Annotated in this window: 24 protein-coding genes and 1 pseudogene; 13 read left to right on the top strand and 12 right to left on the bottom strand. The window is 44.6% G+C overall.

All coding sequences use genetic code 11. The features are described 5' to 3' along the window. The first annotated feature begins 57 nt into the window (after positions 1-57). Entirely contained in the window at positions 58-549 is a 492-nt protein-coding gene (locus tag BTO10_RS17455) for a CvpA family protein (protein WP_004740640.1), read from the top strand. 34 nt (positions 550-583) lie between these two features. Then, positions 584-2,098 (top strand): amidophosphoribosyltransferase, encoded by a 1,515-nt coding sequence (purF, locus tag BTO10_RS17450; RefSeq protein ID WP_102423725.1) that lies wholly within the window; start codon positions 584-586, stop codon positions 2,096-2,098. A 75-nt stretch (positions 2,099-2,173) separates the two neighbouring features. On the opposite strand, the gene BTO10_RS17445 is transcribed toward purF, so the two are convergent. Continuing rightward, complete coding sequence (locus BTO10_RS17445) at positions 2,174-3,049, bottom strand: LysR family transcriptional regulator (RefSeq protein ID WP_004740642.1); 876 nt, start codon at positions 3,047-3,049, stop codon at positions 2,174-2,176. 228 nt (positions 3,050-3,277) lie between these two features. Here BTO10_RS17445 and BTO10_RS17440 point away from each other — a divergent pair, with 228 nt between their 5' ends. From BTO10_RS17440 to recR, 7 genes are all read left to right on the top strand, one after another. Next, complete coding sequence (locus BTO10_RS17440) at positions 3,278-4,381, top strand: response regulator (protein WP_004740643.1); 1,104 nt, start codon at positions 3,278-3,280, stop codon at positions 4,379-4,381. Between the two features lie 149 nt (positions 4,382-4,530). Then, positions 4,531-4,668, top strand: coding sequence for a hypothetical protein (locus tag BTO10_RS23530; RefSeq protein ID WP_004740644.1), 138 nt, complete (start codon positions 4,531-4,533; stop codon positions 4,666-4,668). 74 nt (positions 4,669-4,742) lie between these two features. Continuing rightward, positions 4,743-5,114 carry a YbaN family protein gene (locus BTO10_RS17435; protein ID WP_105025360.1) on the top strand — a complete coding sequence of 124 codons (372 nt, stop codon included), beginning with the start codon at positions 4,743-4,745 and terminating at the stop codon, positions 5,112-5,114. A 161-nt stretch (positions 5,115-5,275) separates the two neighbouring features. Beyond that, the gene (apt, locus tag BTO10_RS17430) at positions 5,276-5,821 is read left to right on the top strand and encodes an adenine phosphoribosyltransferase (protein WP_004740646.1); all 546 of its coding nucleotides are present in this window, start codon (positions 5,276-5,278) and stop codon (positions 5,819-5,821) included. 18 nt (positions 5,822-5,839) lie between these two features. Then, positions 5,840-8,077 (top strand): DNA polymerase III subunit gamma/tau, encoded by a 2,238-nt coding sequence (dnaX, locus tag BTO10_RS17425; protein ID WP_105025359.1) that lies wholly within the window; start codon positions 5,840-5,842, stop codon positions 8,075-8,077. A gap of 152 nt (positions 8,078-8,229) precedes the next feature. After that, positions 8,230-8,559, top strand: a complete 330-nt coding sequence (locus BTO10_RS17420; protein ID WP_004740648.1) for a YbaB/EbfC family nucleoid-associated protein — start codon at positions 8,230-8,232, stop codon at positions 8,557-8,559. Between the two features lie 72 nt (positions 8,560-8,631). After that, entirely contained in the window at positions 8,632-9,231 is a 600-nt protein-coding gene (gene recR / locus BTO10_RS17415) for a recombination mediator RecR (RefSeq protein WP_105025358.1), read from the top strand. Between the two features lie 80 nt (positions 9,232-9,311). Here the strand turns inward: recR and aqpZ are convergent. Together aqpZ and BTO10_RS17405 are read right to left on the bottom strand one after the other, a co-directional pair. Beyond that, positions 9,312-9,975, bottom strand: a pseudogene (aqpZ, locus tag BTO10_RS17410) (aquaporin Z). Between the two features lie 102 nt (positions 9,976-10,077). Continuing rightward, positions 10,078-10,326, bottom strand: coding sequence for a YkgJ family cysteine cluster protein (locus tag BTO10_RS17405; protein ID WP_105025357.1), 249 nt, complete (start codon positions 10,324-10,326; stop codon positions 10,078-10,080). A gap of 159 nt (positions 10,327-10,485) precedes the next feature. Between BTO10_RS17405 and BTO10_RS17400 the strand changes: the two genes are divergently transcribed. Further along, positions 10,486-10,923 (top strand): YcgN family cysteine cluster protein, encoded by a 438-nt coding sequence (locus BTO10_RS17400; RefSeq protein ID WP_105025356.1) that lies wholly within the window; start codon positions 10,486-10,488, stop codon positions 10,921-10,923. Between the two features lie 149 nt (positions 10,924-11,072). On the opposite strand, the gene BTO10_RS17395 is transcribed toward BTO10_RS17400, so the two are convergent. The 5 genes from BTO10_RS17395 to rlmA form a co-directional block, all read right to left on the bottom strand. Next, positions 11,073-12,650 (bottom strand): alkaline phosphatase, encoded by a 1,578-nt coding sequence (locus tag BTO10_RS17395; protein WP_105025355.1) that lies wholly within the window; start codon positions 12,648-12,650, stop codon positions 11,073-11,075. 194 nt (positions 12,651-12,844) lie between these two features. Continuing rightward, a complete protein-coding gene (locus tag BTO10_RS17390; protein WP_105025354.1) occupies positions 12,845-14,731 on the bottom strand; it encodes a BCCT family transporter in 1,887 nt (628 codons plus the stop codon). Between the two features lie 133 nt (positions 14,732-14,864). Next, positions 14,865-15,218 (bottom strand): hypothetical protein, encoded by a 354-nt coding sequence (locus BTO10_RS17385; protein WP_105025353.1) that lies wholly within the window; start codon positions 15,216-15,218, stop codon positions 14,865-14,867. Between the two features lie 184 nt (positions 15,219-15,402). After that, positions 15,403-16,356, bottom strand: a complete 954-nt coding sequence (locus BTO10_RS17380) for a ChaN family lipoprotein (RefSeq protein WP_105025352.1) — start codon at positions 16,354-16,356, stop codon at positions 15,403-15,405. A gap of 75 nt (positions 16,357-16,431) precedes the next feature. Next, a complete protein-coding gene (rlmA, locus tag BTO10_RS17375; protein ID WP_105025351.1) occupies positions 16,432-17,247 on the bottom strand; it encodes a 23S rRNA (guanine(745)-N(1))-methyltransferase in 816 nt (271 codons plus the stop codon). 205 nt (positions 17,248-17,452) lie between these two features. Between rlmA and BTO10_RS17370 the strand changes: the two genes are divergently transcribed. Further along, positions 17,453-18,421: a nucleoside hydrolase gene (locus tag BTO10_RS17370; RefSeq protein ID WP_105025350.1), complete on the top strand. Its 969-nt coding sequence runs from the start codon at positions 17,453-17,455 to the stop codon at positions 18,419-18,421. Between the two features lie 102 nt (positions 18,422-18,523). Here the strand turns inward: BTO10_RS17370 and BTO10_RS17365 are convergent, their stop codons facing one another. Then, positions 18,524-19,408, bottom strand: coding sequence for a D-hexose-6-phosphate mutarotase (locus BTO10_RS17365; protein WP_105025349.1), 885 nt, complete (start codon positions 19,406-19,408; stop codon positions 18,524-18,526). Between the two features lie 245 nt (positions 19,409-19,653). Continuing rightward, on the bottom strand, positions 19,654-20,649 hold the full coding sequence (gene gap / locus BTO10_RS17360; RefSeq protein WP_004740660.1) for a type I glyceraldehyde-3-phosphate dehydrogenase: 996 nt from the start codon (positions 20,647-20,649) through the stop codon (positions 19,654-19,656). A 358-nt stretch (positions 20,650-21,007) separates the two neighbouring features. Between gap and msrB the strand changes: the two genes are divergently transcribed. Further along, positions 21,008-21,406, top strand: coding sequence for a peptide-methionine (R)-S-oxide reductase MsrB (gene msrB / locus BTO10_RS17355; protein WP_063523991.1), 399 nt, complete (start codon positions 21,008-21,010; stop codon positions 21,404-21,406). Positions 21,407-21,580: 174 nt separating this feature from the next. Here the strand turns inward: msrB and BTO10_RS17350 are convergent, their stop codons facing one another. Beyond that, positions 21,581-22,387 carry a DUF2989 domain-containing protein gene (locus tag BTO10_RS17350; RefSeq protein WP_105025348.1) on the bottom strand — a complete coding sequence of 269 codons (807 nt, stop codon included), beginning with the start codon at positions 22,385-22,387 and terminating at the stop codon, positions 21,581-21,583. A gap of 113 nt (positions 22,388-22,500) precedes the next feature. On the opposite strand from BTO10_RS17350, the gene BTO10_RS17345 reads away from it, so the two are divergent. Further along, complete coding sequence (locus tag BTO10_RS17345) at positions 22,501-22,782, top strand: YeaC family protein (protein WP_004740663.1); 282 nt, start codon at positions 22,501-22,503, stop codon at positions 22,780-22,782. 144 nt (positions 22,783-22,926) lie between these two features. On the opposite strand, the gene ansA is transcribed toward BTO10_RS17345, so the two are convergent. After that, positions 22,927-23,943 carry an asparaginase gene (gene ansA / locus BTO10_RS17340; protein WP_004740664.1) on the bottom strand — a complete coding sequence of 339 codons (1,017 nt, stop codon included), beginning with the start codon at positions 23,941-23,943 and terminating at the stop codon, positions 22,927-22,929. Positions 23,944-24,026: the final 83 nt, after the last annotated feature.

Here is a 24,026-nt window from a genome sequence, read left to right as displayed (position 1 = left end):
ACGTTTGCGTCAGCATTTTTTCTGTTAAAATGCGCGCCAACTTAAGATGAAGAATTCATGAATTGGTTAGATTTTGTCATTTTAGGCGTGATCGGCTTCTCTGCCGTGATCAGTTTAGTTCGTGGTTTCGCTAAAGAAGCGTTGTCACTCGTTATTTGGTTTGGAGCATTTTTTATTGCTAGCCAGTACTACGCAAAATTAGCGGTGTACTTCACCAATATCGAAGATGAGATGTTTCGAAACGGAACGGCGATAGCAGCATTGTTTGTTGCAACGTTAGTTGTCGGTGCGTTAGTTAACTATGTTATCGGTCAGCTAGTTCAGAAAACAGGCCTGTCAGGTACAGACAGAATCCTCGGTGTCGTCTTTGGTGGCTTACGTGGTGTTTTGATTGTTTCTGCAGTGTTGTTTTTCATGGATGCGTTTACTGCATTCCCAAGTTCTGAGTGGTGGAAGAATTCGCAGTTGGTTCCGGAATTTAGTCGAATCATTGCGCCGTTCTTCGAGCATTTACAAGCAACATCTAGTTTCTTATCTGGCGCGCTATAGCGCCAGTTAATGTCGAAAAATCGAGGATTAGGACATGTGTGGTATTGTTGGAATCGTGGGTTCAACACCTGTAAACCAGTCTATTTATGACGCTTTAACGGTATTGCAGCATCGTGGCCAAGATGCCGCTGGTATTTGTACCATAGAAAGCAATCGTTTCCGTCTGCGTAAGGCGAACGGTTTAGTAAAAGATGTTTTTGAAGCAAAACACATGCAACGCCTCCAAGGTAACGTTGGTATTGGCCATGTTCGTTACCCGACAGCAGGTAGCTCAAGTGCGTCGGAAGCTCAGCCTTTCTACGTAAACTCGCCTTTTGGCATCACGTTAGCTCATAACGGTAACCTAACGAACGCAAATGAAGTTCGTGAAAAGTTATTCGAAAAAGACCGTCGTCATGTGAACACTACTTCGGATTCAGAAGTGCTATTGAACGTATTGGCTCATGAGATCGATACGGTTAAAGGCAACGTGACTTCAGATGATGTTTTCCGTGCTGTATCAAACGTACATCGCACAATTCGTGGTGCTTACGCAGTAACGGCTATGATCATCGGCCACGGTATGATCGCATTCCGCGACCCACATGGTATTCGTCCACTGTGTCTAGGTAAGCGTGAAGTTGAAGGTAAAACGGAATACATGGTGGCGTCTGAATCGGTAGCACTGGATGCTGTTGGTTTCGATTTCATGCGTGATGTGGCACCTGGTGAAGCTATCTACGTAACATTCGACGGTGAGCTTTTCACTAAGCAATGTGCAGACAACCCACAACTAAACCCATGTATCTTTGAGTTTGTTTACTTTGCACGCCCTGATTCATTCATCGATAAAATCTCGGTGTACAGCGCACGTGTTGAGATGGGTGAATTACTAGGTAAGCGCATTAAAGAAGAGTACTCAGACTTAGACATTGACGTGGTTATCCCAATTCCAGAAACGTCTAACGACATTGCACTGCGCATCGCTCAAGCTATCGACAAGCCGTACCGCCAAGGTTTCGTGAAAAACCGTTACGTAGGTCGTACGTTTATCATGCCTGGGCAGCAACAGCGTAAGAAGTCAGTTCGCCGTAAACTTAATGCGATTCGTTCTGAGTTTAAAGGTAAGAACGTTCTACTGGTTGATGATTCTATCGTTCGCGGTACGACTTCAGAGCAAATCATTGAGATGGCGCGTGACTCTGGTGCAAACAAGGTGTTCATGGTGTCGGCGGCTCCTGAGGTTCGCTTCCCTAACGTTTACGGTATTGATATGCCGAGCGCGACAGAGCTAATTGCTCATGGTCGTGACAATGAAACGATTTGTAAGCAGATTGGCGCAGACGCTCTGATCTTCCAAACCCTACCAGACTTGATTTCAGCGGTAGGCATGGGTAACCAAGACATCGCACGTTTCGATACTTCTGTGTTTAATGGTGAGTATGTAACGGGTGATATCGACCAAGCATACCTAGATTTCCTGGACTCTCTACGTAATGATGACTCTAAGATTCAGCGTGAGATCCAACAAGATTTAGCGAACCTAGAGTTACACAACGAAGGCGCTTAGTTTTCTTTAGTGACCAGAATATTAAAAACCAGAGCATCGGCTCTGGTTTTTTTGTTTTTGAAGTAGGGGATTAACCTAGTGAATGTGGTACGCGATCACAAAATCAATAAACAATCTAACTTTCTCAGGTAGATGGTCTTTGTGGTTATAAAGCATGTAGATGTCACGCGGGTTAGCGCTCCAGTCTTCCAATACTTGAACTAAGCTGCCATCTTCAATGTATTCGCGAATCATCACGTCTGGCATCAGTGTGATACCTAGACCTTCAGAGCAAGCTTGTCTTACAACATTAAGTGCGTTTGCGTTGAAGCGGCCTTTTTCACTGTTAACCACAGTCTCATCATTCGAGTTACTTAGCTGCCACTTAATCAGTGGGTAGCCTTTAAGCAACGAATGGTTCGCCAGTTCTTCAGCATGGCTTGGTGCAGGGTTCTTCGCTAAGTACTCAGGGCTTGCGATAAGAATATCTTTTACTTCACTGATTTTTCGAGCAATGAGGCTTGAGTCACGTTGCGGACCCACTCTGAAAATCACGTCCCATTCTGTAGGGTCGAGTTGATCAGCTTGGTTGTTCATCATTAACTCAATATTGATATCTGGGTATTGAGTCATGAAGTCGCTGAACATCGGCATCATCATGCGTTTAGTCAGGTTAGAAGGCGCCGTAATGCGGATCTTACCGGAAGCACCTTTACAAACATCCGTCAGCTCTTCGGCGGTCGAAGAGAGACGTTGTAGCAGTGGAGAGCATTCATTGAAGAAACGTTCGCCAGCCTCTGTTAAGGAGAGTTTACGCGCGTGTCTATTGAGAAGCCTCAGGTTTAGCGAGTCTTCTAAAGCTTGGATGCGTCGTGTGATGGTCGCAACCGGAATCATAGTCTTGCGCGATGTTGCGGTGTAGCTCCCATTTTCAACGACGAGTCGAAAGAGGTTTAAATCATCTAATTTCATAAATCCAGACACATTTGTTTACAATCTCTTCTAATTTATACGTAACATTGAGATCAATGTTTGCGTCATGTCAACTTGTTGCACTATTTACAAGTATTCCAAGCCTTGTCACGAATTACCAGTAAAGAGTGAACATTTGTGTATTTAGCATTTTATTACTAAGTTTTATATTAGTTCTTAAAACAGATAACAATAATAATTCGACTTAGTTTTGTGAGGTTAGAAATTATGTACAAAACTCACAGTCAGCCAGTAATGACCTCGGCACAGGAAGTGATTAACCAGAAATGCGTAATGTTGGTTGATGATGATCCTATTTTTCGCAGTATAACCGGTGCTTACCTTGAGAAGGTTGGTTATAAAGTGGTTGAGGCTGAAAACGGACTGGACGCTTTGCAGAAGCTCAGAGATGCAGCGCCAGATTTAATTGTGTGTGACTTATCAATGCCGATCCTGGACGGCATCGAGCTTGTAGAAGAGCTTAGTTTAGAGTACCCATCACTGCCTATGATTGTGGTGTCTGCGACAGATGACATGTCTGATGTTGCAAAAGCACTGCGATTTGGTATTAAAGACTTTTTAGCGAAGCCATTAGAAGACCACGGCCATCTAAGCAGTGCGATTGCCAACACATTAACAGATTCGTTCGACAACCTTTCAGATCAACGAGATTTCTCAAGCCAGTGGTTTTGTGTGGATGATGGAGGAGAGATCCCGGAAGACCAGGAATTACATTGGCACCTAAATTACTTGCAGGACAACCCAAGCGCAGCGCGAGATTTGTTGCACGCGTTGTTACCCGACAAAGACACAAGACAAGGCTCATGGCGTTGCAGCTACCGTTTGTTGCAATCAACAGAGATGATGCCACTTGTATTTGATTATGCGTGGACGATGAACGGGCAGTTTGCTTTCTACCTTGTTGATTCAGCGTCTTCTGAAAACGGCGGCTCTGCGACTACCTTGTTAGTGAGAGCTTTGTTCCACGATTACTTAAGAAACAGAAAAGATTTTAGTGCTGACCTCAAAGATATCGCTGAAATTTTGGAGAAAGGGATTCGCTGTTCGGCTTGTTCAACACCTGTCAACGCGTTGTTTGGTGTTGCTAACCTCGCGGAGGGCACTATCTCAATTTTGCCTGCGGGTTTGGATGGGCGTTGGTCAAATGGTGAAATGAATCAACATATTGCAGCAGGTGAACGCTTAGGCGAGAACTGTAAAAAGAACTTTATTACCAGAGATTTACCAATAGAGCAGGGCTGTCAGCTGTCGTTGAGCCTACTTGGAGCGGCAAGTTTCAGCTTGGATATACATCAAGGGACAACCGATTAACCCTATATTTCCTCGGTTTTTGTGAATAATTGATTAAGGTATAGTTGCGCAAATGGTGTGACTATGCCTTTTTTGTTAAATGATGATTTAGCAAAGAGGGTTTGGTTCGCCACTGGACTTACTTTTACTAACAAAAACAAGAAGCAATCATGGCAGATAATCAAGACTTTAAAGACCCGTTTAATGTATTCTACTTTTTAGGCTTTCTAGCCGCATTTTTAATGATTCCATTACTACCAGCAACACTAACGTTGATCCGTGTATTTAATGGCTACGCAACATTTTAGTTAAGCTGTCGTCGCCAAATGGTGATAGCTAACTCAAGGAGGCCACAATTAGCGTTCGAGTTTTAAGCCTGAATATTGCTGGTGGCCTTTGTATCTTTCTTGCAGTTCTAGGGATTGTATTACCCGTTCTGCCAACCACTCCATTCCTTCTTCTTGCTAGCGCATGTTTCATGCGAAGCAATCCTAAAGTTCATAAATGGATGCATGAGCATAAAACGCTCGGTCCTCTGTTAGAAAACTGGTATCAACACGGCGCTGTCACCAAGCAAATTAAAACGCGTGGCGTATTCTTTATCTTGTTGAGCTTTGCGTTATCTATCTACTTTGCGCCACTCATTTGGGTCAAGGTTTTCCTAATTTGTGTACTTGTTATTCTTCTCACATGGTTTATGCGACTTCCAACCCATGAGTTGGTTGCTGACAGCAAAGAAAATCACTACCATTAAGGCAGTGTGCCTGCTTGTATAGCGGGCGTTTATTATTTCAGCAATCAGAGTTATGACTCTCGTTGCAATGAATACCAATCGTACCTTTCCTTAATTTCAAGCGTTGATGTTTGATTCGTTAACCAGAGTTTGGAAAGCGGCCTAATGAAGTGCATAAGATTATGAACACAGAAAAAATCTCTCTGATCAAAGCAAGCATCAAAAGCATTCCTGATTACCCTAAAGCGGGTATTTTGTTCCGTGACGTAACAAGCTTGATGGAAGACCCAGCAGCTTACAAAGCGACTATCGAGTTGCTAGCGGAAACATACAAGGACATGGGCTTTACTAAGATCGTTGGTACTGAAGCTCGTGGTTTCCTATTCGGTGCACCTTTAGCATTAGAGCTAGGTGTTGGCTTCATTCCTGTGCGTAAGCCGGGCAAACTGCCTCGTGAAACTGTGGCACAATCTTATGAGCTTGAGTACGGCACAGACACGCTAGAGATTCATACTGATGCTATCGTTGAAGGCGATAAAGTGCTGATGGTTGATGACCTACTAGCAACTGGCGGTACGATTGAAGCGACAACAAAGTTGATTCGTCAGCTTGGTGGTGTGGTAGAGCACGCTGCATTTGTAATTAATCTTCCAGAAATCGGTGGTGACAAGCGCTTAGAAGGCTTAGGTCTAGAAGTGTTTAGCATCTGCGAATTCGACGGCCACTAATCCTTTTCGGAATTATTCATGAGCTATCTTGCGTTAGCGCGAAAATGGCGACCAACCAAATTCAAAGAAGTGGTTGGTCAAGCCCATGTTTTAACAGCATTAGAGAATGCCCTTAGCCAAAATAGGCTGCATCACGCGTACCTATTTAGCGGAACACGCGGTGTCGGTAAAACGACCATCGGCCGCTTGTTTGCTAAGGGACTTAACTGTGAAACAGGCATTACTTCAACCCCTTGTGGTGAATGTGCAACTTGTAAAGAGATCGATGAAGGTCGCTTTGTTGACCTGCTAGAGATCGATGCGGCATCACGTACCAAGGTAGAAGATACCCGTGAGCTTCTGGACAATGTTCAGTACAAGCCAGCGCGTGGTCGCTTTAAGGTTTACCTTATCGATGAAGTACACATGCTTTCTAGGCACAGTTTCAACGCGCTTCTAAAGACGTTAGAAGAGCCGCCTGAGTATGTGAAATTCTTGCTCGCAACGACTGATCCACAAAAACTACCTGTGACTATCTTGTCGCGTTGTCTGCAGTTCCATCTTAAGCCGATCAGCGTTGATAATATCCACGAGCAACTCGACCATATTCTTGAACAAGAGAAGGTAACCTCTGAGTCTCGTGCGCTTGGAATGATTGCTCATGCTGCCGACGGTAGTATGCGTGATGCTTTGAGCCTGACAGACCAAGCTATCGCATTAGGCAACGGCAATGTCGTGACTGATACGGTTGCGCACATGCTTGGCACATTAGACACTGACCAAGCGATCCATCTACTTGAGGCTATTAGCAGTAAGCAGCCTCAAGAGGCGATGGCTTGTATCCAAAACCTTGCTGAGAATGGCGTAGAGTGGGATGGTTTACTGAATCAACTTGCTGCTCAACTTCATCGTCTCGCCATGTATCAAGCGTTGCCGTCTACCTTAGACAAAGCGCAGCCTGACGCAGAGAAGCTTGAATTGCTTAGCAAAGCGTTAAGCCCACAAGATATTCAGCTTTATTACCAGATAGTGCTAAAAGGTCGTGAAGACTTACCGTTATCGCCAACCGCACGTGTTGGTATTGAGATGGTGGTTTTACGTATGTTGGCATTTAGGCCAGCAGAGCAAAATGTCGCAACGGCTATCTCTACTCAGTCGACAAGCCCTGTCGCTGCACAGGTTCAGAGTCAAGCTCAGCCGGTTAGTCAACCAGCGCCAACGGCCGCTCCGAGACAGCCGCAGATGCAACAGGCTCCTCAAGCGATGCAGCAGCAACCTGCACATCAATCTCCGCAGCAAAGCCCGGCTCAGTATCCAAATTCGCAAGGCTACCCTGAGCATTCTGGTCATCAAGGATATCCAGAACAGGATTACCCACAAAGCCAGTATGATGCGCCGCCAGCTTACGACGATCGCCCTAGCTACGGCTCAGAGCAGCCGATGAGTCCTATGAGTCAACAAGCGCAGCCTCAGCAGCAAGCGAACTATCAGAATCAAGCTCCGGCTCAGCCACAAGATGTTGCACCGTCTGCGCCTGAAGGGCAGCCTGCACGTCCTGCATCACCTGTCAGTGGTTTGCGCCACCAATTACGCTCTCAGCGTAGAGGTAACGCAGCACAGGACAGCAAAGGTTCAGCGCCAAAAAAGGCTAAAGCGGCACCAGCTAAAACTTCAGTTCTTGACCGAGTTGCTCAGCAACACGGTAGTTCTGAGCGGGTGTCGCCAGCTTCTTTACCAACCTCTCCGACAGAAAATGTTACCAATGATAATGAACCTTATCGCTGGAAACCGTCTAAACCTGTTGTAAAAGAGGCGAGCAAAGAGCTTACACCAACTCAGATCAAGCGTGCGTTAGAGCATGTCAAAACGCCAGAAATGGTAGAAAAGCTGCTTAATGAGTCGATTGCTCAAGATGAATGGTCTGCCACGATTCAAAAGCTAGAGACAGCTAAGCTTGTTGAACAGTTAGCGTTGAACTCTGTATTTACGAAGAATGATACATTGATAACGCTAACCTTGAGATCGAGCCAGGCTCACTTGAATACGGACCGAGCGCAGAGTGAACTATTACAGTCTCTCAATACGGTACTCGGAGAAGAGTGTCACTTGAGCGTCGAAATCGGCGATGGTGGTGAAACACCACTAGAATTACGAGAAAGGCTGTACCAAGGCAAGTTGAAAGACGCGTTTACCAGTTTGGAAAACGATGCCAACGTACAGTTTATCGAAAGACGCTTCGCTGCAGAGCTCGACAGAGATAGTGTTCGTCCTATCTAACGTTAATTTTGATTTAGTGATGGGCGTATCATCTTAGATACGTCGATCGAAGAACTGAACACCGAGGGGTTGAATCACACTGTTTTAACCCCCATTTAAGCGCTTATAGCGTAATAAATTTTAATAAACCAATTAGACCAGAGAGTATTAACATGTTTGGTAAAGGCGGTATGGGCAACATGATGAAGCAAGCCCAGCAAATGCAAGAGCGCATGCAAAAGCTTCAAGAAGAAATCGCAAATATGGAAGTAACAGGTGAATCTGGTGCTGGCCTTGTAAAAGTAACAATCACTGGTAGCCACAGCGTTCGCCGTGTTGATATCGATGAAAGCCTAATGGAAGACGATAAAGAGATGCTTGAAGATCTTATCGCTGCTGCTTTCAACGATGCGGCTCGTCGTGTTGAAGAAACTCAAAAAGAAAAAATGGCTAGCATCACTGGCGGAATGCAACTTCCACCAGGCATGAAGATGCCTTTCTAAGCGACTTATTTCTAAGGGTTCGTTCTTGCCTTACTTGAGCGGACCGTTATTTGAAAATTAGAACGGTTAAATATGCGTACCAGTTATATGCTGGAGCATTTGATGGAGGCCTTACGTTGTCTACCTGGGGTTGGCCCCAAGTCGGCGCAGCGTATGGCCTTTCATTTGTTACAGCGCGATAGAAAAGGCGGCCTTCAGTTGGCTGATGCTCTTAGCCAAGCAATGACAGAAATTGGCCATTGCAATGAGTGCCGTACTTTTACTGAAGAAGATACCTGCCACATTTGTACCAACCCTAAACGTCAGGAAAATGGTCAAATCTGTGTAGTAGAAAGCCCAGCTGATATTGCAGCTATCGAAGCAACTGGCCAATACTCTGGTCGTTACTTTGTGCTTATGGGGCACCTTTCACCACTTGATGGTATTGGTCCAAGTGACATCGGCCTCGATGTTTTGGACTACCGCCTACGTCGTGGTGATATCTCTGAAGTAATCCTAGCGACTAACCCGACTGTTGAAGGGGAAGCGACAGCGCATTACATTGCTGAGCTGTGTAATGCCCATGAAGTGAACGCTAGCAGAATCGCTCATGGTGTTCCCGTTGGTGGTGAGCTAGAACTGGTGGATGGCACCACGCTTTCACACTCATTACTCGGTCGTCATAAGATCTAAAAAAGCCGCTTGGTGAATCATCACTAAGCGGCTTTTTCGTTTATTATTTACAGCTTATTTTATCCGACTCTTCTTAGAGCTTAATACGAGCCTCGAACGGTTTTGTATATGACCGCACCGATCACCGCACCAATAATTGGAGCAATCCAGAATAGCCATAGTTGAGAAACGGCCCAGTCACCAACAAATACCGCTACACCGGTACTCCGAGCTGGTTTCACAGAGGTATTGGTTACTGGAATACTTATAAGGTGAATCAAGGTTAAACAGAGAGCAATCGCGATGGGTGCAAATCCCGCGGGTGCTTTAGAATCGGTCGCTCCCATATACCATGGTCATCACCACCTTACAGGCCAGTGCTGCGGTTAGTGAGTAACCAACGAGAGAGTGCTCTCCAAAGCCATTAGACGCGAGACCTGACGCAACAGCATCAAAGCCAGCTTGACCGGAGGCAATCACAAATAATACGCCGCCAGCAATAATGCCGCCGAGTACTTGAGCAATGATATAAGGTACAACATCTTTGGTATCAAAACGACCATTTGTCCAAAGGCCTATAGTGACAGCTGGGTTGAGGTGGCAACCGGATATATGCCCAATAGCGAAAGCCATGGTGAGTACGGTTAAACCAAAGGCAAGAGACCCCAAGCAGGCCAATGCCTGTATCGGGAAAAGCGGCGGCTAAGACGGCACTACCACAACCAACCAAAACGTACCCAACATTTCTGCTATATACTTATTCATAACGACCTTTATTAATCTGTACCGGTATCGAGAAGATAGTTTAGATTTTGCAAAATTGTGAAATCTTGGGCATATAGATGTCAGAAAATGGAAGAGGTATGACTAAGTGATTGCCTCAAGTTCGATTAAGTTGTCGAGTGCTTCTTGATCGGTTTTGCCGCAAATAACAGGGCAAGCTTTGAATTGATGACACACTTTAGGACGGGAGTCTTGACCAAACAGTTTACAAAGATTCTGATCGTTTAACTGAATGCAGCGTACACCCGCAGGCTTACCATTCGGCATTCCAGGAATAGCTGACGTAATACTCGGAGCAATACAGCATGCTCCACAACCTAGGCGACATTCCATCAAATTAAACTCACTAAATAACAGGGTGCGCGATAGTAGCAAAAAATAATGGGAGTGACAGCTATTGATTGGATCACATAATGAACAATTTTTATCCTTGAACTTTTTATGGGCTAACGGTATAACACGCACCCCAGTAAAAGAGTAAGAAGCAATCCTATGACGAATCCATTTTGGCAAGAAAAGACACTAGAGCAGATGTCCGAGCAAGAGTGGGAATCTCTGTGCGATGGTTGTGGTAAGTGTTGCTTACATAAGCTTATGGATGAAGATAGCGATGAAGTTTACTACACCAATGTGGCGTGTAGCTGGCTGAATGACAAAACGTGTTCTTGTAAGGACTACCCAAACCGTTTCACTTCAGGTGAAGAGTGTTTGAAGCTGACTCGTGACAAGATCGACGAGTTCCATTGGCTACCGGATACTTGTGCTTACCGTCTTCTATCTGAGTCTAAGCAGATCCCAGAGTGGCACCCATTAATCACTGGTTCTAAGTCTGAAATGCACGCTGCGGGTGAAAGCGTTCGCAACAAAGTCGTATACGAAATTGATGTTGTGGATTGGGAAGACCACATCCTTAATCACCCAAATCGTTAATGATTAAAACAGTCGCTCAACAGCGGCTGTTTTGCTATTTGGCGTCACCTAAATCTGAAACTTACTTAGCTTAAATCCTTAAACGCCTTAACTCTTAAAACAAAAAACGCCCCGTAGGGCGTTAAGTGAAGCTAGCAAAAAATCTCAGGCTAATTTACTTGTTGCTTGATGTACTCACCAAGCTCTGAGTGATGCATGATCTTAGATACTGGTAATATCTTTTCGGCAGGCCCCCAAGCAAACACATTCACAGGTGTATGAGTGTGTGTGCCTGTACCCCAAACGATGTTTTGACCTGTTGCTTGCTCTCGAGCAAGTAGGTTGCCACGGTCGTTATATGGGAAGAAGGCATCGAAATCGTTGATGGCTGGTACATTTTCTTCAGAAAGGTACTTGTGTTGCGCCAGTCGATATGGGTTTGGCTTACTTGCTAGTACCTTTTTCGCTTGTTCTGCGGTGATTGGAAATTCACTATTTTTGTTCACGATCTCAGCGAATTTCTCAGGCGTTTGCTCAGCTTTGTCGAGTTTTTGGTATTCACTGATCATGCCGTAGTAGCTTTGTTTCTGATTGTATAAACCATCAAGAATATCGAAGGCACCGAAGTTAAAGTTTGGCGCATAATCACGATCGGTAAAGGCTTCTCCTGGGCGCTTTTGTGGCTTTGGTAGCTCACTTGATGAATAGCTAAAGCCGAAAGAGCCAGTTTCATGGTCTGCAGTGACAATTACGATGGTGTCTTCACGATCTTTTGCCCATTCGTATACCGTTTGAATTGCTTCATCAAACTTAAGCAGTTCGTGCAGCATAGTACCCGCATCATTACTGTGCCCAGCCCAATCTATCTGACCGCCTTCAACCATTAGGAAAAAGCCATCTTCATCTTTTGATAAGACGTTAAGCGCTTTTTGCGTCATCTCTTTTAAGCTCGGTTGTGTGCGTTCGCTACTCAGCTTTTTATTGCTATATGCAATACCATCATCCATGCCAGAGTACGCGAATAGACCAAGTAATTTGTCGCCGTTAGCGTTGTCGAGCATATCTCTGTTAAATGCTAACTGATAGCCGTCTTTCTGGGCTTCAGTAAGAAGGTTGCGGTCATCTTTACGTTTTGACTTGAGATAAACGTCACCTTGGGTCAGTTGCTCAAGTTGTTTGTAGGTTTCGCCTTTGTCATTGGTTGACTTAGGGATCCAGTGACGTAGCCCGCCAGATAGCATCACATCGACACCTGTTTCCAGCATATCGCTAGCAATATGGTTTTCTAGAGAGCGGTGTGGCTGATGCGCGGCGAATGCGGCAGGTGTTGCGTGAGTTAAGCGCGTGTCGGAAACCAGACCGGTTGCTTTACCCGCTTTTTTTGCTTTCTCCAGCACGGTTTCTACGTGATTGCCTTGGGAGTCAATACCAATAACTTCTGAACCTGTGTAAATACCTGTAGCAAGCATGGTTGCGGAACACGCAGAGTCGACCACAATCGCATCTTCTGGGTGGGTAAGAGATGAACCAATCACGCCTTCTTGAGCAAGCTGATAAAGGGCGGTCTTTTGACCTTTATAGATTGAGTTAGGTGCTTGGTTTGCATAAGTCTCTAGTAAGCCAACTTGTTGAGGTCCCATACCATCGCCAATCATTAGAATGACATTTTTGATTTCTGCTGAAAGTACATTGAATGAGAGTGTTGACGTTGCCACTGCGGCAATAACAGGTTTCATAAAGTGCTTCATTGTTTATCCCTTTTTATATAAGCGGGGTGATTAAAGCACTCGAATGTGTCAACTCTGTTTCATATTTATTTCATAAATATAAAATTGAGCAATAACTCAAGTCTTTGGAATAGAAATAAAAAAAGGCTCACATTTCTGTGAGCCTTTGGCTTATTTAGGAGGGCCCAAACTCGTGGGCAGCGTCATGGCTAAAGTCAAGCAAGCGGTAGTTCTGCAACCACTTGGTTGAACGCGATTCGAGCATTCTGAGCCTGCTCAGATAACTCGACCTTTTTCGCTTGTGCGGCACTAAGATTACTCTCGGCCTGCTCAAGTGCTTGTTGTAGGTTCTCTGGTAGCTCGTGAGTTTCCATTTGCGAACCTTGTTCTAGCACATAAGCGCGAATTTCTTTTTTCACTGCTGCTAGTTCTGTATAAGCAACACGCTCTAGCTCTGCAGCTTCTTGCGCAGCGTCTCTCTCTTTCTCAAACTGAGCCAGAGCCATACCTTCAGCTGACCATGGATCCATGTCTGGCAGCTCTTCGATATTGATGGTTGGTTCGATGTACGCATCTTGGTGGCGTAAGTCGAGGCTAGTTGCGCGCACTGCTGAAATCATCAACATCATAGAGATAGCCAGTAGCGGTAGGCCACCAACAATCGCTGCGGTTTGTAGCGTACTCAGACCACCCAGGAACATCAGAATCGTTGGTAAGAACGACAGTGTGAATGCCCAGAACATACGGTTCCAACGCATTGGTTCTTCTGTCACGTTGTTCTGAACAACAGAAGCAAGGATGTATGAAATCGAATCAAAGGTGGTTGCCGTGAAAATGATACACAGTAGTGTAAACACTGCGATAACGATTGTGCTCATCGGCAATTGTGCCAGCATCGAGAAGATCGCTTTGGTTGCGCCTTCATCGTTAAGTACAGCCACAACATCTAGTTCGCCAGAAAGCTGTAGAGATAGACCGTAGTTACCCAAGATCATGAAGAATAGGAAACAGCCCAGAGAACCAAAGAAGATAGAACCTGACACCATTTGTTTGATGGTTCTGCCGCGAGAGATACGCGCTACAAATAGGCCCATACTCGGTGCAAAAACTAGCCACCATGCCCAGTAGAAAATCGTCCAGTCTTGTGGGAAGTGTGTGTTTTCAAATGTGCCGTAGCCACCAAATGGTTCAGCCCATGTCGCCATCACGAAGAAGTTAGACAGCAGACGACCAATCGAGTCTAAGCCAGTTTCCAGCATGAAGATCGTCGGGCCAGCAATCAGTACGAATGCCAATAGACCCATCGCACCCCAGAAGTTGATGTTACTTAGGATCTTAATGCCTTTTTCCAAGCCCGCATAAGACGAGTAAGCAAAAATAGCAGTACAGACCAAAAGAACCGTCACTTGTGTCAGGTTGTTTTTCGGTAGGCCAAACAGGTGATTCAAGCCTTCAGTAATTAGAGGAGCTGCTAAACCTAAAGTTGTCGCGGCGCCGCCTAATAGGCCGAAAATGAATAGGATATCAACGATCTTTCCTGGTACGCCTTTACTACGGTGTTCACCAAGAACAGGCATTAAGGCACTTGAGATCTTTAGAACTGGCTGTTTACGTACGTAGAAGAAGTAAGCAATAGGAATTGCCGGGATTAGGTAGATAGACCATGCGATTGGTCCCCAGTGGAACAGACCGTAGGTCGCTGCCCAGCGCACTGCTTCTTCACTGCCAGGTTCTAGTTGGAAAGGAGGAGATTGGTAGTAGTAAGCCCACTCAATACAGCCCCAGTACAAGATACTTGCACCGATACCACCACAAAATAGCATCGCAGCCCATGAAGCAGTTTTAAACTCAGGTTCTTCATCAGCTTCGCCGAGTTTAATTTGTCCCATATCACTGAAAACCACGTACACCATAAATGCACAAGCCGCTAGGCCTAGCGCAAGATATAGAAAACCAAGTTGGTCAGTCATGAATGTTTTCGCAATCGCAATCCAGTCTGCACCTTGATCTGGGAACAGAATGAGCGGGAAAACTATCGTGAGGAGTAGTGCAATCGCACCAAAGAAGGTTGGCTTATCGATAAGCTCAAAAGTGTTTTTCACGAGTATTATTCCATTTAAATGAGATCGGAATTATGGAATGAACTCGTTTTTGTGACCTAATCGGGTCTATTGTCGTGACGACAAATCGCTTTTATTTTGAATAAAATACGATCAAAGAACTAAGCCGGTAAGGCTATATTAGAGCAAGAAGAATACCGCCTACGGTTGCCGCTGCGGACAAGTATTGCCCCGCTGAATAAGAACCGTCATTCTCTTCTTCGATCTTGTCTGGGTGATCCATACCTAGAGCGCCGTGAGCAAATGATTCCACTTTATCGGTAACGGTCGTGTTTTCTGCTTCAACTTTCTTCGCTTCTTTATCGATTTCTTTAAGGGCAGATAAGAGCGCTTTACCTTCTTCAGAAAGCTTAACCGTGTTTTGCTCAACCTTAAGCGGCGCAGGCTTTTCAGCTTCGTTAGCTGAACTCTTAGCGTTCATCTGCGAAGGCGAATACAGCTGAGTGTTACTCGTTCCTACTGGCGTCATATAGCTCTCCTTACCTATCCTTAAACATAGTATCGGCAGAGGTGTGAAAAACTTGTGCAATTAATCATCGATAGTGATGTTTTTTTATTCGCACATTACATTTTCTTCTGCTTAATCAAAACTGCTTGGTAAATAAGCAATTCCTATGCCGATACCCATGTTCAACCTAAGAAGCTAAGCGAGCTTAGTCACATTGTAGGTCTGAGCTGCGTTTAGACAGGTGTTTGTATGCCTTCATACGGTTCTCTTTCTGAACAAAACGCACCGGTGGAGACAATACTTGTAGTTGGTAATCACTTGAATCTGAAGACAAGGATTCGACCGGTGTGATGATGGCAACTTTCAGGTCTGGATTGCGACGCGAGATAGAAGCGGCTGTGCCTAAACCACCTTCAGTATGGAATTTACCAGCGACATGAATCACCTGTTTGTCAGGGTTCGTTGCTAGGTAATCGACAATCGATTCCGCCATGGTTTCATCCCAAGTCACTTGAGCGGCAAACTGCTTTTCTGTTTGCTCTGGTGTACCGTGATGCATCGATGCCATGAACTTTTCTCTGTAAGGGCTATCGCCAATATTGACCTCAGTCGCAACCCAATCTCGCTGTTCTGAAGAAAGCTGCTCTAGGTACGGTAACCCTTTACGACCAATACATTGAACGAAGGGTTTGGGCGCATTTGCCGCGATAACATCTAAGTCATTCGCTTTTGCGAACTCTACTAATGCGCGGTAATCGCTTTCGTAATTTGGCCAAGCGGCAGCCTTGGAGATAAGCACCTGTTCGCCAATTTCGCCGTTTAGGTATTGGTTAAGTGTGTCTTGGTGCTCTCGAGTAAATTGCTCCATTGATAGGGCAATGTTTGAGTCTGCATTTTGACGCGCTTTTAAGAAATCAGTTTGAAAGCGGTGAATGGCGGAGTGAGTGTGCCATTCGCCAATAAAAATAACGTCAGCGCCTAGCAACTCTTGAGGTAAAGCGTTGAGAGAGAGCGCTTCGCCTTGTGGTGAGGCAAACTGGTAATCGTAGTAGGTGGAAACGGTTTCCGGTTGAACCACTTTTTGAGAAGTGTTTTCTGAAGGTTGATTAGCACAAGCTGTGAGAAGAGTGGCTAATCCGATAAGAATAATACGTTGCATGAAATGCCTCCTTGAAGAACACGCATACTAAAGGAGGCAAGATGAGACTTCAATGCAAACGATAATCAATATCAATTAAATCTTTTTTCGGTACACTCTTAGCATAAAGTCAGCTTCACAGTTGAATTGCTCTGCGTTGGTGAGTTGTTGTTTAAACTCTTCAGTCGCTTTCCAAGCAAACGGCGTCATCTGTAGCAGGTCGAATGCATCTGACCCCGATAGTTCCATCATATAGTTTAGATGCTCTTGGTGCTCAAGAGTAAAACCTTCGATCAATTCAGGATCTTCATCGTGTAAACGCACACCATCATAAATGGCGTCACGCAATTGATATAGGTGTCGGCTTGCTGGTGTTACTGTAATCACGACACCATTGTCTTTAATTGTACGTTGGAGCTCTTCTGCCTTACATGGCGCATAAATGCGTAGAATGCCGTCTAAGCTGTTTTCAGCAAAGGGTAGACGATGGCTAGAGGCAACAGAGAAGTCGACTGCTGGGTAGCGTTTAGCCGCGTATTTGATAGCAATCTTAGAAATGTCTAAACCAAAAATAGCACCGTTTTTATCTTCAAGATTCAGCGCGATTTCATTGGTGTAATATCCCTCGCCACAACCAATATCCAATAGGCTAGGTGCAGTTTCTGGCAGGTAGCTAGAGCATAAGCCGACTACCGCTTGGCGCATTGGGTCGTAATGGTTGCCTTCAAGAAAGCGACGACGTGCTTGCATCATCTCTTTATTGTCACCTGGATCTTTTGAACGTTTATGGTGTGCTGGCATCAAGTTGACGTAGCCTTCTTTTGCTAAATCGAACTGATGGTTCTTTTCACACTTAAACGTACGATCGTTTTGAGATAAAGGTTGGTGACACAGAGGGCATTGGTAGTGCATGACGATCTCAGAGCATAGAGTAGGGCGGCAAATTCTATCAAAAAGGACTCCGTCAGGCTAAATAAAAAAGCCGTCAATAGTGGCTCTGGAGATACGGAGTATTGGGGATGACAACATTAAAAATCATTGCTTCGATTTCGGTCACGTTTGTCTAAGGTTTTTCTGGGTATGGTTCACTCTTCAATCGCGTGAATAAGAAACTGATATGAAAAAGAAAATTATCCTCGATACCGACCCAGGCATCGATGACGCAATGGCCATTTTATTTGCTGAAGCTCATCCAGAGATCGAGCTGATAGGGATTACGACGGTCTATGGCAATGCGACGATAGACAACGGCACTCAGAATGCGCTTTATCTAAAGCAGAAGTTTGGTATGAATGCGCTGGTGGCAAAGGGCACTGATATGCCATTAGTCAGAGAGCCAGTTGGCGCTACTGTAATCGTACATGGCGAAACTGGTTTTGGTGATTTGAAAGCGCCAAGTTCACTAGATGTCTCAGCGATTGAAAAGCCAGCTTATCAGTTCATTATTGATAGTGTTCGTGCTGAGCCGGGAGAGATTACACTCGTGGCTGTAGGACCTCTCACTAACCTTGCTTTGGCGCTGGAAGCTGCCCCCGACATTGTCGAATTGGTCAAGGAAGTGGTCATTATGGGCGGAGCCTTTGGCGAAAATGACCACAGAGGCAATGTGACGCCGTTTGCTGAAGCGAACATACACGATGATCCTCATGCTGCAGACAAGGTCTTCACGGCATCATGGCCTGTGACGGTTATCGGGCTTGATGTAACAGAAGAGAGCTTCTTTACTGCTCAATACTTGGATGAATTAAGAGATGATGCTGGAGAGGTCGGGCAGTTCATCTGGGATGTAAGCCGTTACTATTTGAAGTTCTACTCCGAAAAAGTGGGAATGGAAGGCTGCCACGTTCACGATCCATCAGCCATTGCTTATGCCATCCAACCTTCTTTGTTTGAGTGTCGAAGTGGTGCAATTAGAGTCGTCACTGATGGACCTGCAGAGGGCATGACCATCCAGAAAAGCGACCAGCGCAGTTACATGAATGATGAGTGGAGTTCATTCCCGGCTCAGAAGGTCGGGATTAAAGTAAATGATAAAGCGCTGCTGTCACTCTATAGAGAGACGTTAGTTCGATATTCTCAGAGTTAAGCTTGACCTCTAGCCGCTTGAAAACAATAAAAAGGCCGGAGTGAACCGGCCTTTAATGTGTCTTGCGTAGTGAACTGATGACTGAACAGTTTCCTGAATAGGTTACTGAACAGAAATCATTGTAATCAGCTGGTGGCTCTCGCCAGGCTGAAGTATTTTGCCTGCTTCTAAACTTGGCGCGTGCAGTGTTGATTCAACACATAGCATGGTCAGGTAACCATCGTCTTGCATGTCACCCATCCCAGCAGCACCTTCTGCCCATGGGTTCCATAAAACCGCAGAGTTATGGCCTTGGTTTTCAACCGATAGAGTACGCTCAAGTTTTTTGTCCGTAACCAAGATTTGAGCTTCTGGTTGAGTGTACACTCGATCAATGGTGTCGGTTAGCACAAGCTCAGTACCGCCTTGGCAGATCTTGCCATCTTGCAGGCTGTCGATGTACTCAGCGCCCATACCCGTGGTGGTTGTGTTATGGATGTCTGAAACGTTCAGGTAAGTGTGCAGTGCGCCAGAGAAAGTCCATGGTTGCTCATCGATATTCTTCACATCCAAAGTCACTTTAAGCTCATCGCCAATCTCAACATTTAATCTAGCGTCGAACTGATGAGGCCATACTGCCAACGTCTCTTCGCTAGGTTTCATGCCTAAGCTGACAATCACACCCGCTTCACTTTCACGGTGTTCAACTAATTGCCATTCACTTGAACGAGCAAAACCGTGCGCTGGTGCAGCAATGCGACCAAACCAAGGCCAACATACTGGAATACCACCACGCAGTGCTGTTTTGCCATCAAACTTAGCTTCTTGACTCATCCAAATTAGGTCTTCTTGGCCTTGTGGTTGGAATGACACAACATGGGCACCGAACAATGAAATGGCAGCATTTGCTTTGTCGTGGATAACACGAACCAGTTTTATACCTTGGTGTTCAACGATAGTGACGTTGTCAGAAAGCACAGCCAGTGCAGGAAGAGTAGATAAATCCATTACATAATCCTTCTTAAGGGAAATTGAATTCAAATTCGAGATACTCAAACTCAAGTAAAGAGTCAGGTAGTTCTCATATTTGAATTGAATCTCAAACCTGAGAAATATGCCATTTGTTAAGCATCATCTTGATTGGTGCAGAAGTGATTCACAAACAACAGGTACAAAAAAGGCGACTCTAGAGCCGCCTTTTCTTTTCAGTCTTTTCTCAAAGACAGTCTAGCTAAACGCTATCTAAGTAGTAATTACTTAGAGATGTGAGCGATTAGGTCTAGAACTTTGTTTGAGTAACCGATTTCGTTGTCGTACCAAGATACAACTTTAACGAATTTGTCAGTTAGAGCAACACCAGCTTTAGCATCGAATACTGAAGTGTTAACTTCGCCGATGAAGTCTTGAGAAACAACTTGGTCTTCAGTGTAACCTAGAACGCCAGCCATTTCGCCTTCAGAAGCTTCTTTCATTGCAGCACAGATTGCTTCGTAAGATGCAGCTTCTTTTAGGTTAACAGTTAGGTCAACTACAGAAACGTTAGCAGTTGGTACACGGAAAGCCATACCAGTTAGAAGGCCGTTTAGTTCTGGAAGAACAACGCCTACAGCTTTAGCAGCACCAGTTGAAGATGGGATGATGTTTTGAGAAGCACCACGGCCACCGCGCCAGTCTTTAGCAGAAGGACCATCTACAGTTTTTTGAGTTGCTGTAGTAGCGTGAACTGTAGTCATTAGACCAGACTCAATGCCCCACTTGTCGTTAAGAACTTTAGCGATAGGAGCAAGACAGTTAGTAGTACAAGAAGCGTTAGAAACGATGTCTTGACCAGCGTAAGTGTCTTGGTTAACGCCCATAACGAACATTGGAGTTGCGTCTTTAGAAGGACCAGTTAGAACAACTTTCTTAGCACCAGCAGTGATGTGCTGACGAGCAGTTTCGTCAGTTAGGAAGATACCAGTTGCTTCAGCTACAACGTCAACACCGATTTCGTCCCACTTAAGGTCAGTTGGGTTGCGCTCAGCAGTTACGCGAACTGTTTTACCGTTAACGATTAGGTTACCGTCTTTAACTTCAACAGTACCGTTGAAACGACCGTGAGTTGAATCGTACTTAAGCATGTATGCCATGTACTCTACATCGATAAGGTCGTTAATACCTACTACTTCGATGTCAGCACGCTCAACAGATGCACGGAATACGAAACGACCGATACGGCCAAAACCATTAATACCTACTTTGATAGTCATTGTAGTTGCTCCACAACTTAATTTCTGATTAAAGATAACTGGTAGTAAAATTACAGAATCCAGTCTAAATCTGCAATAGATAATCCGACTTAACTTGTTTAATGTCAAAAAAAAGCGACGCTTTTCTTAACAATTGAGTGTAAGTGGTTGAAAATTGACCATTGCTGGTGGTTCTGCACTCTTCCAGTTGGGTAAAATACCTCTAAATGACGATTCACTTATGAGTGTATATGTACAATGTTTTCTTGTGAGAAAGTATGTGCTACAAAACGACTCATATGCAAGCCTTTATAAAAAAAAGTAAATATAATAAGTGATAATGTGGAGAGATATTAACGTGGTTCAAAAGAAAAAAAACATGATAAAGCCTGATGAATACTGGCGTGAGCGCCTAACAGATGATGAGTTTGAAGTGTGTCGTTTACGTGGTACTGAAGCCCCTTTTAGCGGAAAGTTGTTACACAACCATAAGACGGGTGTTTATAGCTGCACATGTTGTCAAACCCCTTTATTTCTGTCGGATAATAAATATGACTCGGGATGTGGATGGCCGAGTTTTGATGCACCAATCAACGACGAAGCAGTACGCTATATAGAAGATCTAAGTCACGGAATGAAGCGTGTAGAGATTCGTTGTAGTGCCTGTGATAGCCACCTAGGTCACGTTTTTCCTGATGGTCCGAAGACAACTGGCGAACGTTTTTGTGTTAATTCTGTGTCGTTAATTTTCAACAAAAATGACGAAAGTACGAAATAACCTGTAACTAATGTTTAATCCTTACAGATCGCATTTGTCGATGAAACAGTAATGAATAGTTCAAGATTTCAGAGTTAACTTTAGTACAACTAAAAACAGCGACCACCATGGTCGCTGTTTTTAGTTTAAAAGAGAATCAAATGACGTCTGCGCTAGAAAAGTGCGCTCGCTAGATCAATAGCTAGGTACGATGGAAGGCGTATAAGAGCCATCTTCTATCGCTTCGACAATTTTTTCTGCGTCTTGATTTAATTGCTTATATTTAGGTTTTTCAAAATGATAGAAAACGGAAAGCTCAGATTCAGAAGCGATAGGTACGTTAAAGTCTTTAGCGACCATTGCCCATACATACGCTTCTTCCATATTACCTAAGCTGTGATTAATACTGGCCATCGACTTAAAAATTTCAGTATTGACGTTCGAGTTACTTGATAAGGTCAATGCATTATTAAGCAGTTTTAACGTCTTCACATGGTCTCGAGTGGTGTAGAACGTTGCTAGGGCATACTGCATCTCTGCCGTATTTAACGCATCTGTTCCTTCCAGTTGTAAGAAGCTGCGTCTTGCGTTGGTATCCCCGGTTTGTGACCATAAGAAGTAGAGCGTTTCTGGCGTGTCTGATTGAGACAGTTCACTGACAATACGTTCAGACTCTTCGATGCTATGCATTAAAGAAGTAAAACGACGCTCTTGAAGTTTAGATTGATCGATAGTTTCTATCTGCGCGGCAAGCTCAAGACATTTTTTATAGGATGTGACTAACTCGAACTCTTTGATCTTATTGATTTCGGTGGGGTGTTTTTGAACTTCAAAGCGATGCCAAATAAGGTCAGTACGCGCCACGCGGCATTGTCCATCATTCATGTTCAGCTGTTCACATCGTAATCCTGGATTGCTTTGGCACAACTGATCGGTATTTTTGTTTCCTTCAAAACACCCAACCAGAGTGAAAGGTAATAGGCCAATTGCCAACCATTTCATAATTTTCATATTCCTTCACTTGTGATCAAATGCACTTATTATTGGTCAGGTTCTTGACTCAATTCTGTTACGGGTTATTTTCTGGTGAAAATTGTTAAAACTAAGGCTTTACCATGGATGCAGAACAACTTCTTAGCGCAATGACACCCGAGGTCTACGAACGTTTAATCTACGCAGTTGAAACGGGTAAATGGCCAGAAGGAACAGCGCTTTCTAAAGAGCAGCGCGATTCGTGTATGCAGGCAGTTATGTTATACCAATCTAAACATAACTCTGAAGCTCAACACATGACAATTGCCGCTGGTGGCGAAATTAGCTTTAAATCTAAATCTGAACTCAAAAAACAGTTTAAGTCAGATCAACAAGACATTGTGAGAGTTAACCCAAATCATTAGGCATTAAATTACAACAAAGGGGTGGCGCAGTGCCACCCCTTTTACGTTAAGTCGTTTATTTATAAGTAATAAAACGATTTAGCTCACGTTAAACTGCTGCTCTTTTCATAGAATAGCAGCCGCTTAATATGAACCTTAACGAGCTTACAAGCTCATCTCACCACGCAGTACTTCCTGCATCTGAGTTTTCACTTCTTCGTAGCTTAGGTTTTGGCTTAATAGGTAATGAAGTTTCGCTAGTGCGGCTTCAGGAGTCATATCATAACCACTCACAACGCCAGCTTCTGCTAAAGCACAGCCCGTCGCATAGCCACCCATGTTCACTTTACCTGCTAAACATTGAGTTAGGTTCACCACAATAACCCCACGCTCTGACGCGTCTTTTAGGTGCTGAAGTAGCTCTGGGTTTTGTGGCGCATTACCAACACCAAAAGTCAGCAAAATCATTGCGTTAACTGGTTGCAGCAACGTGTTACGAATCACTTCGTGAGAGATTCCCGGGTACATAGTGATTACGCCAATTGGTTGCGGTGTAATGTTATGAACCTTGAACTCACCTTCAGGTTGCTCGTTAACCACAACGTTGTTGCTTAGCTGGATATTGATACCAGCTTCCAACAACGGATTAAGGTTTGGAGAGGTAAACGCATTGAAGCCATCAGCGTGTGATTTGGTGCTGCGGTTACCACGCATTAATTTGTTGTTGAAGAACAGTGTCACTTCATTGATTGGGTAGTTCGCCGCGATGTGCAGTGCATTCAGTAGGTTTGCTTGGCCGTCAGAGCGTAGCTCAGCAAGCGGGATCTGAGAGCCGGTTACAATCACTGGTTTGCCAAGGTTCTCTAGCATGAAAGACAACGCAGAAGCGGTGTACGCCATGGTGTCAGTACCGTGCAGGATAACGAAACCATCGTATTTGTCGTAGTTCGCGCGGATGTCATCAGCGATAGTCTGCCAATCAAGTGGCGTCATGTCTGAAGAGTCCATTAATGGCGAGTATTCGTGGATAGTGTACTCAGGCATCTCTGGGCGATGGAATTCAGGCATACCAGCAAGCTGTTTATCCATGAATCCAGCTACAGGGACATAGCCGTGATCATGCGATTTTTGCATGCCGATTGTGCCGCCGGTGTACGCGATATAGATGTGTTTTCTTTCCATGGCGATTATTACTTTAGTGTGATGTAGGGAACAGGTGGGCGATTATAGCGAATTATTATGTAATAAAAAGAGGCGCCTCACAC

The organism is Vibrio chagasii (assembly GCF_002954585.1).
Lineage (GTDB): Bacteria > Pseudomonadota > Gammaproteobacteria > Enterobacterales > Vibrionaceae > Vibrio > Vibrio chagasii_A.
The sequence above is the reverse complement of the archived record's forward strand: the minus strand, read 5'-3'. Positions and strand labels throughout refer to the sequence as shown.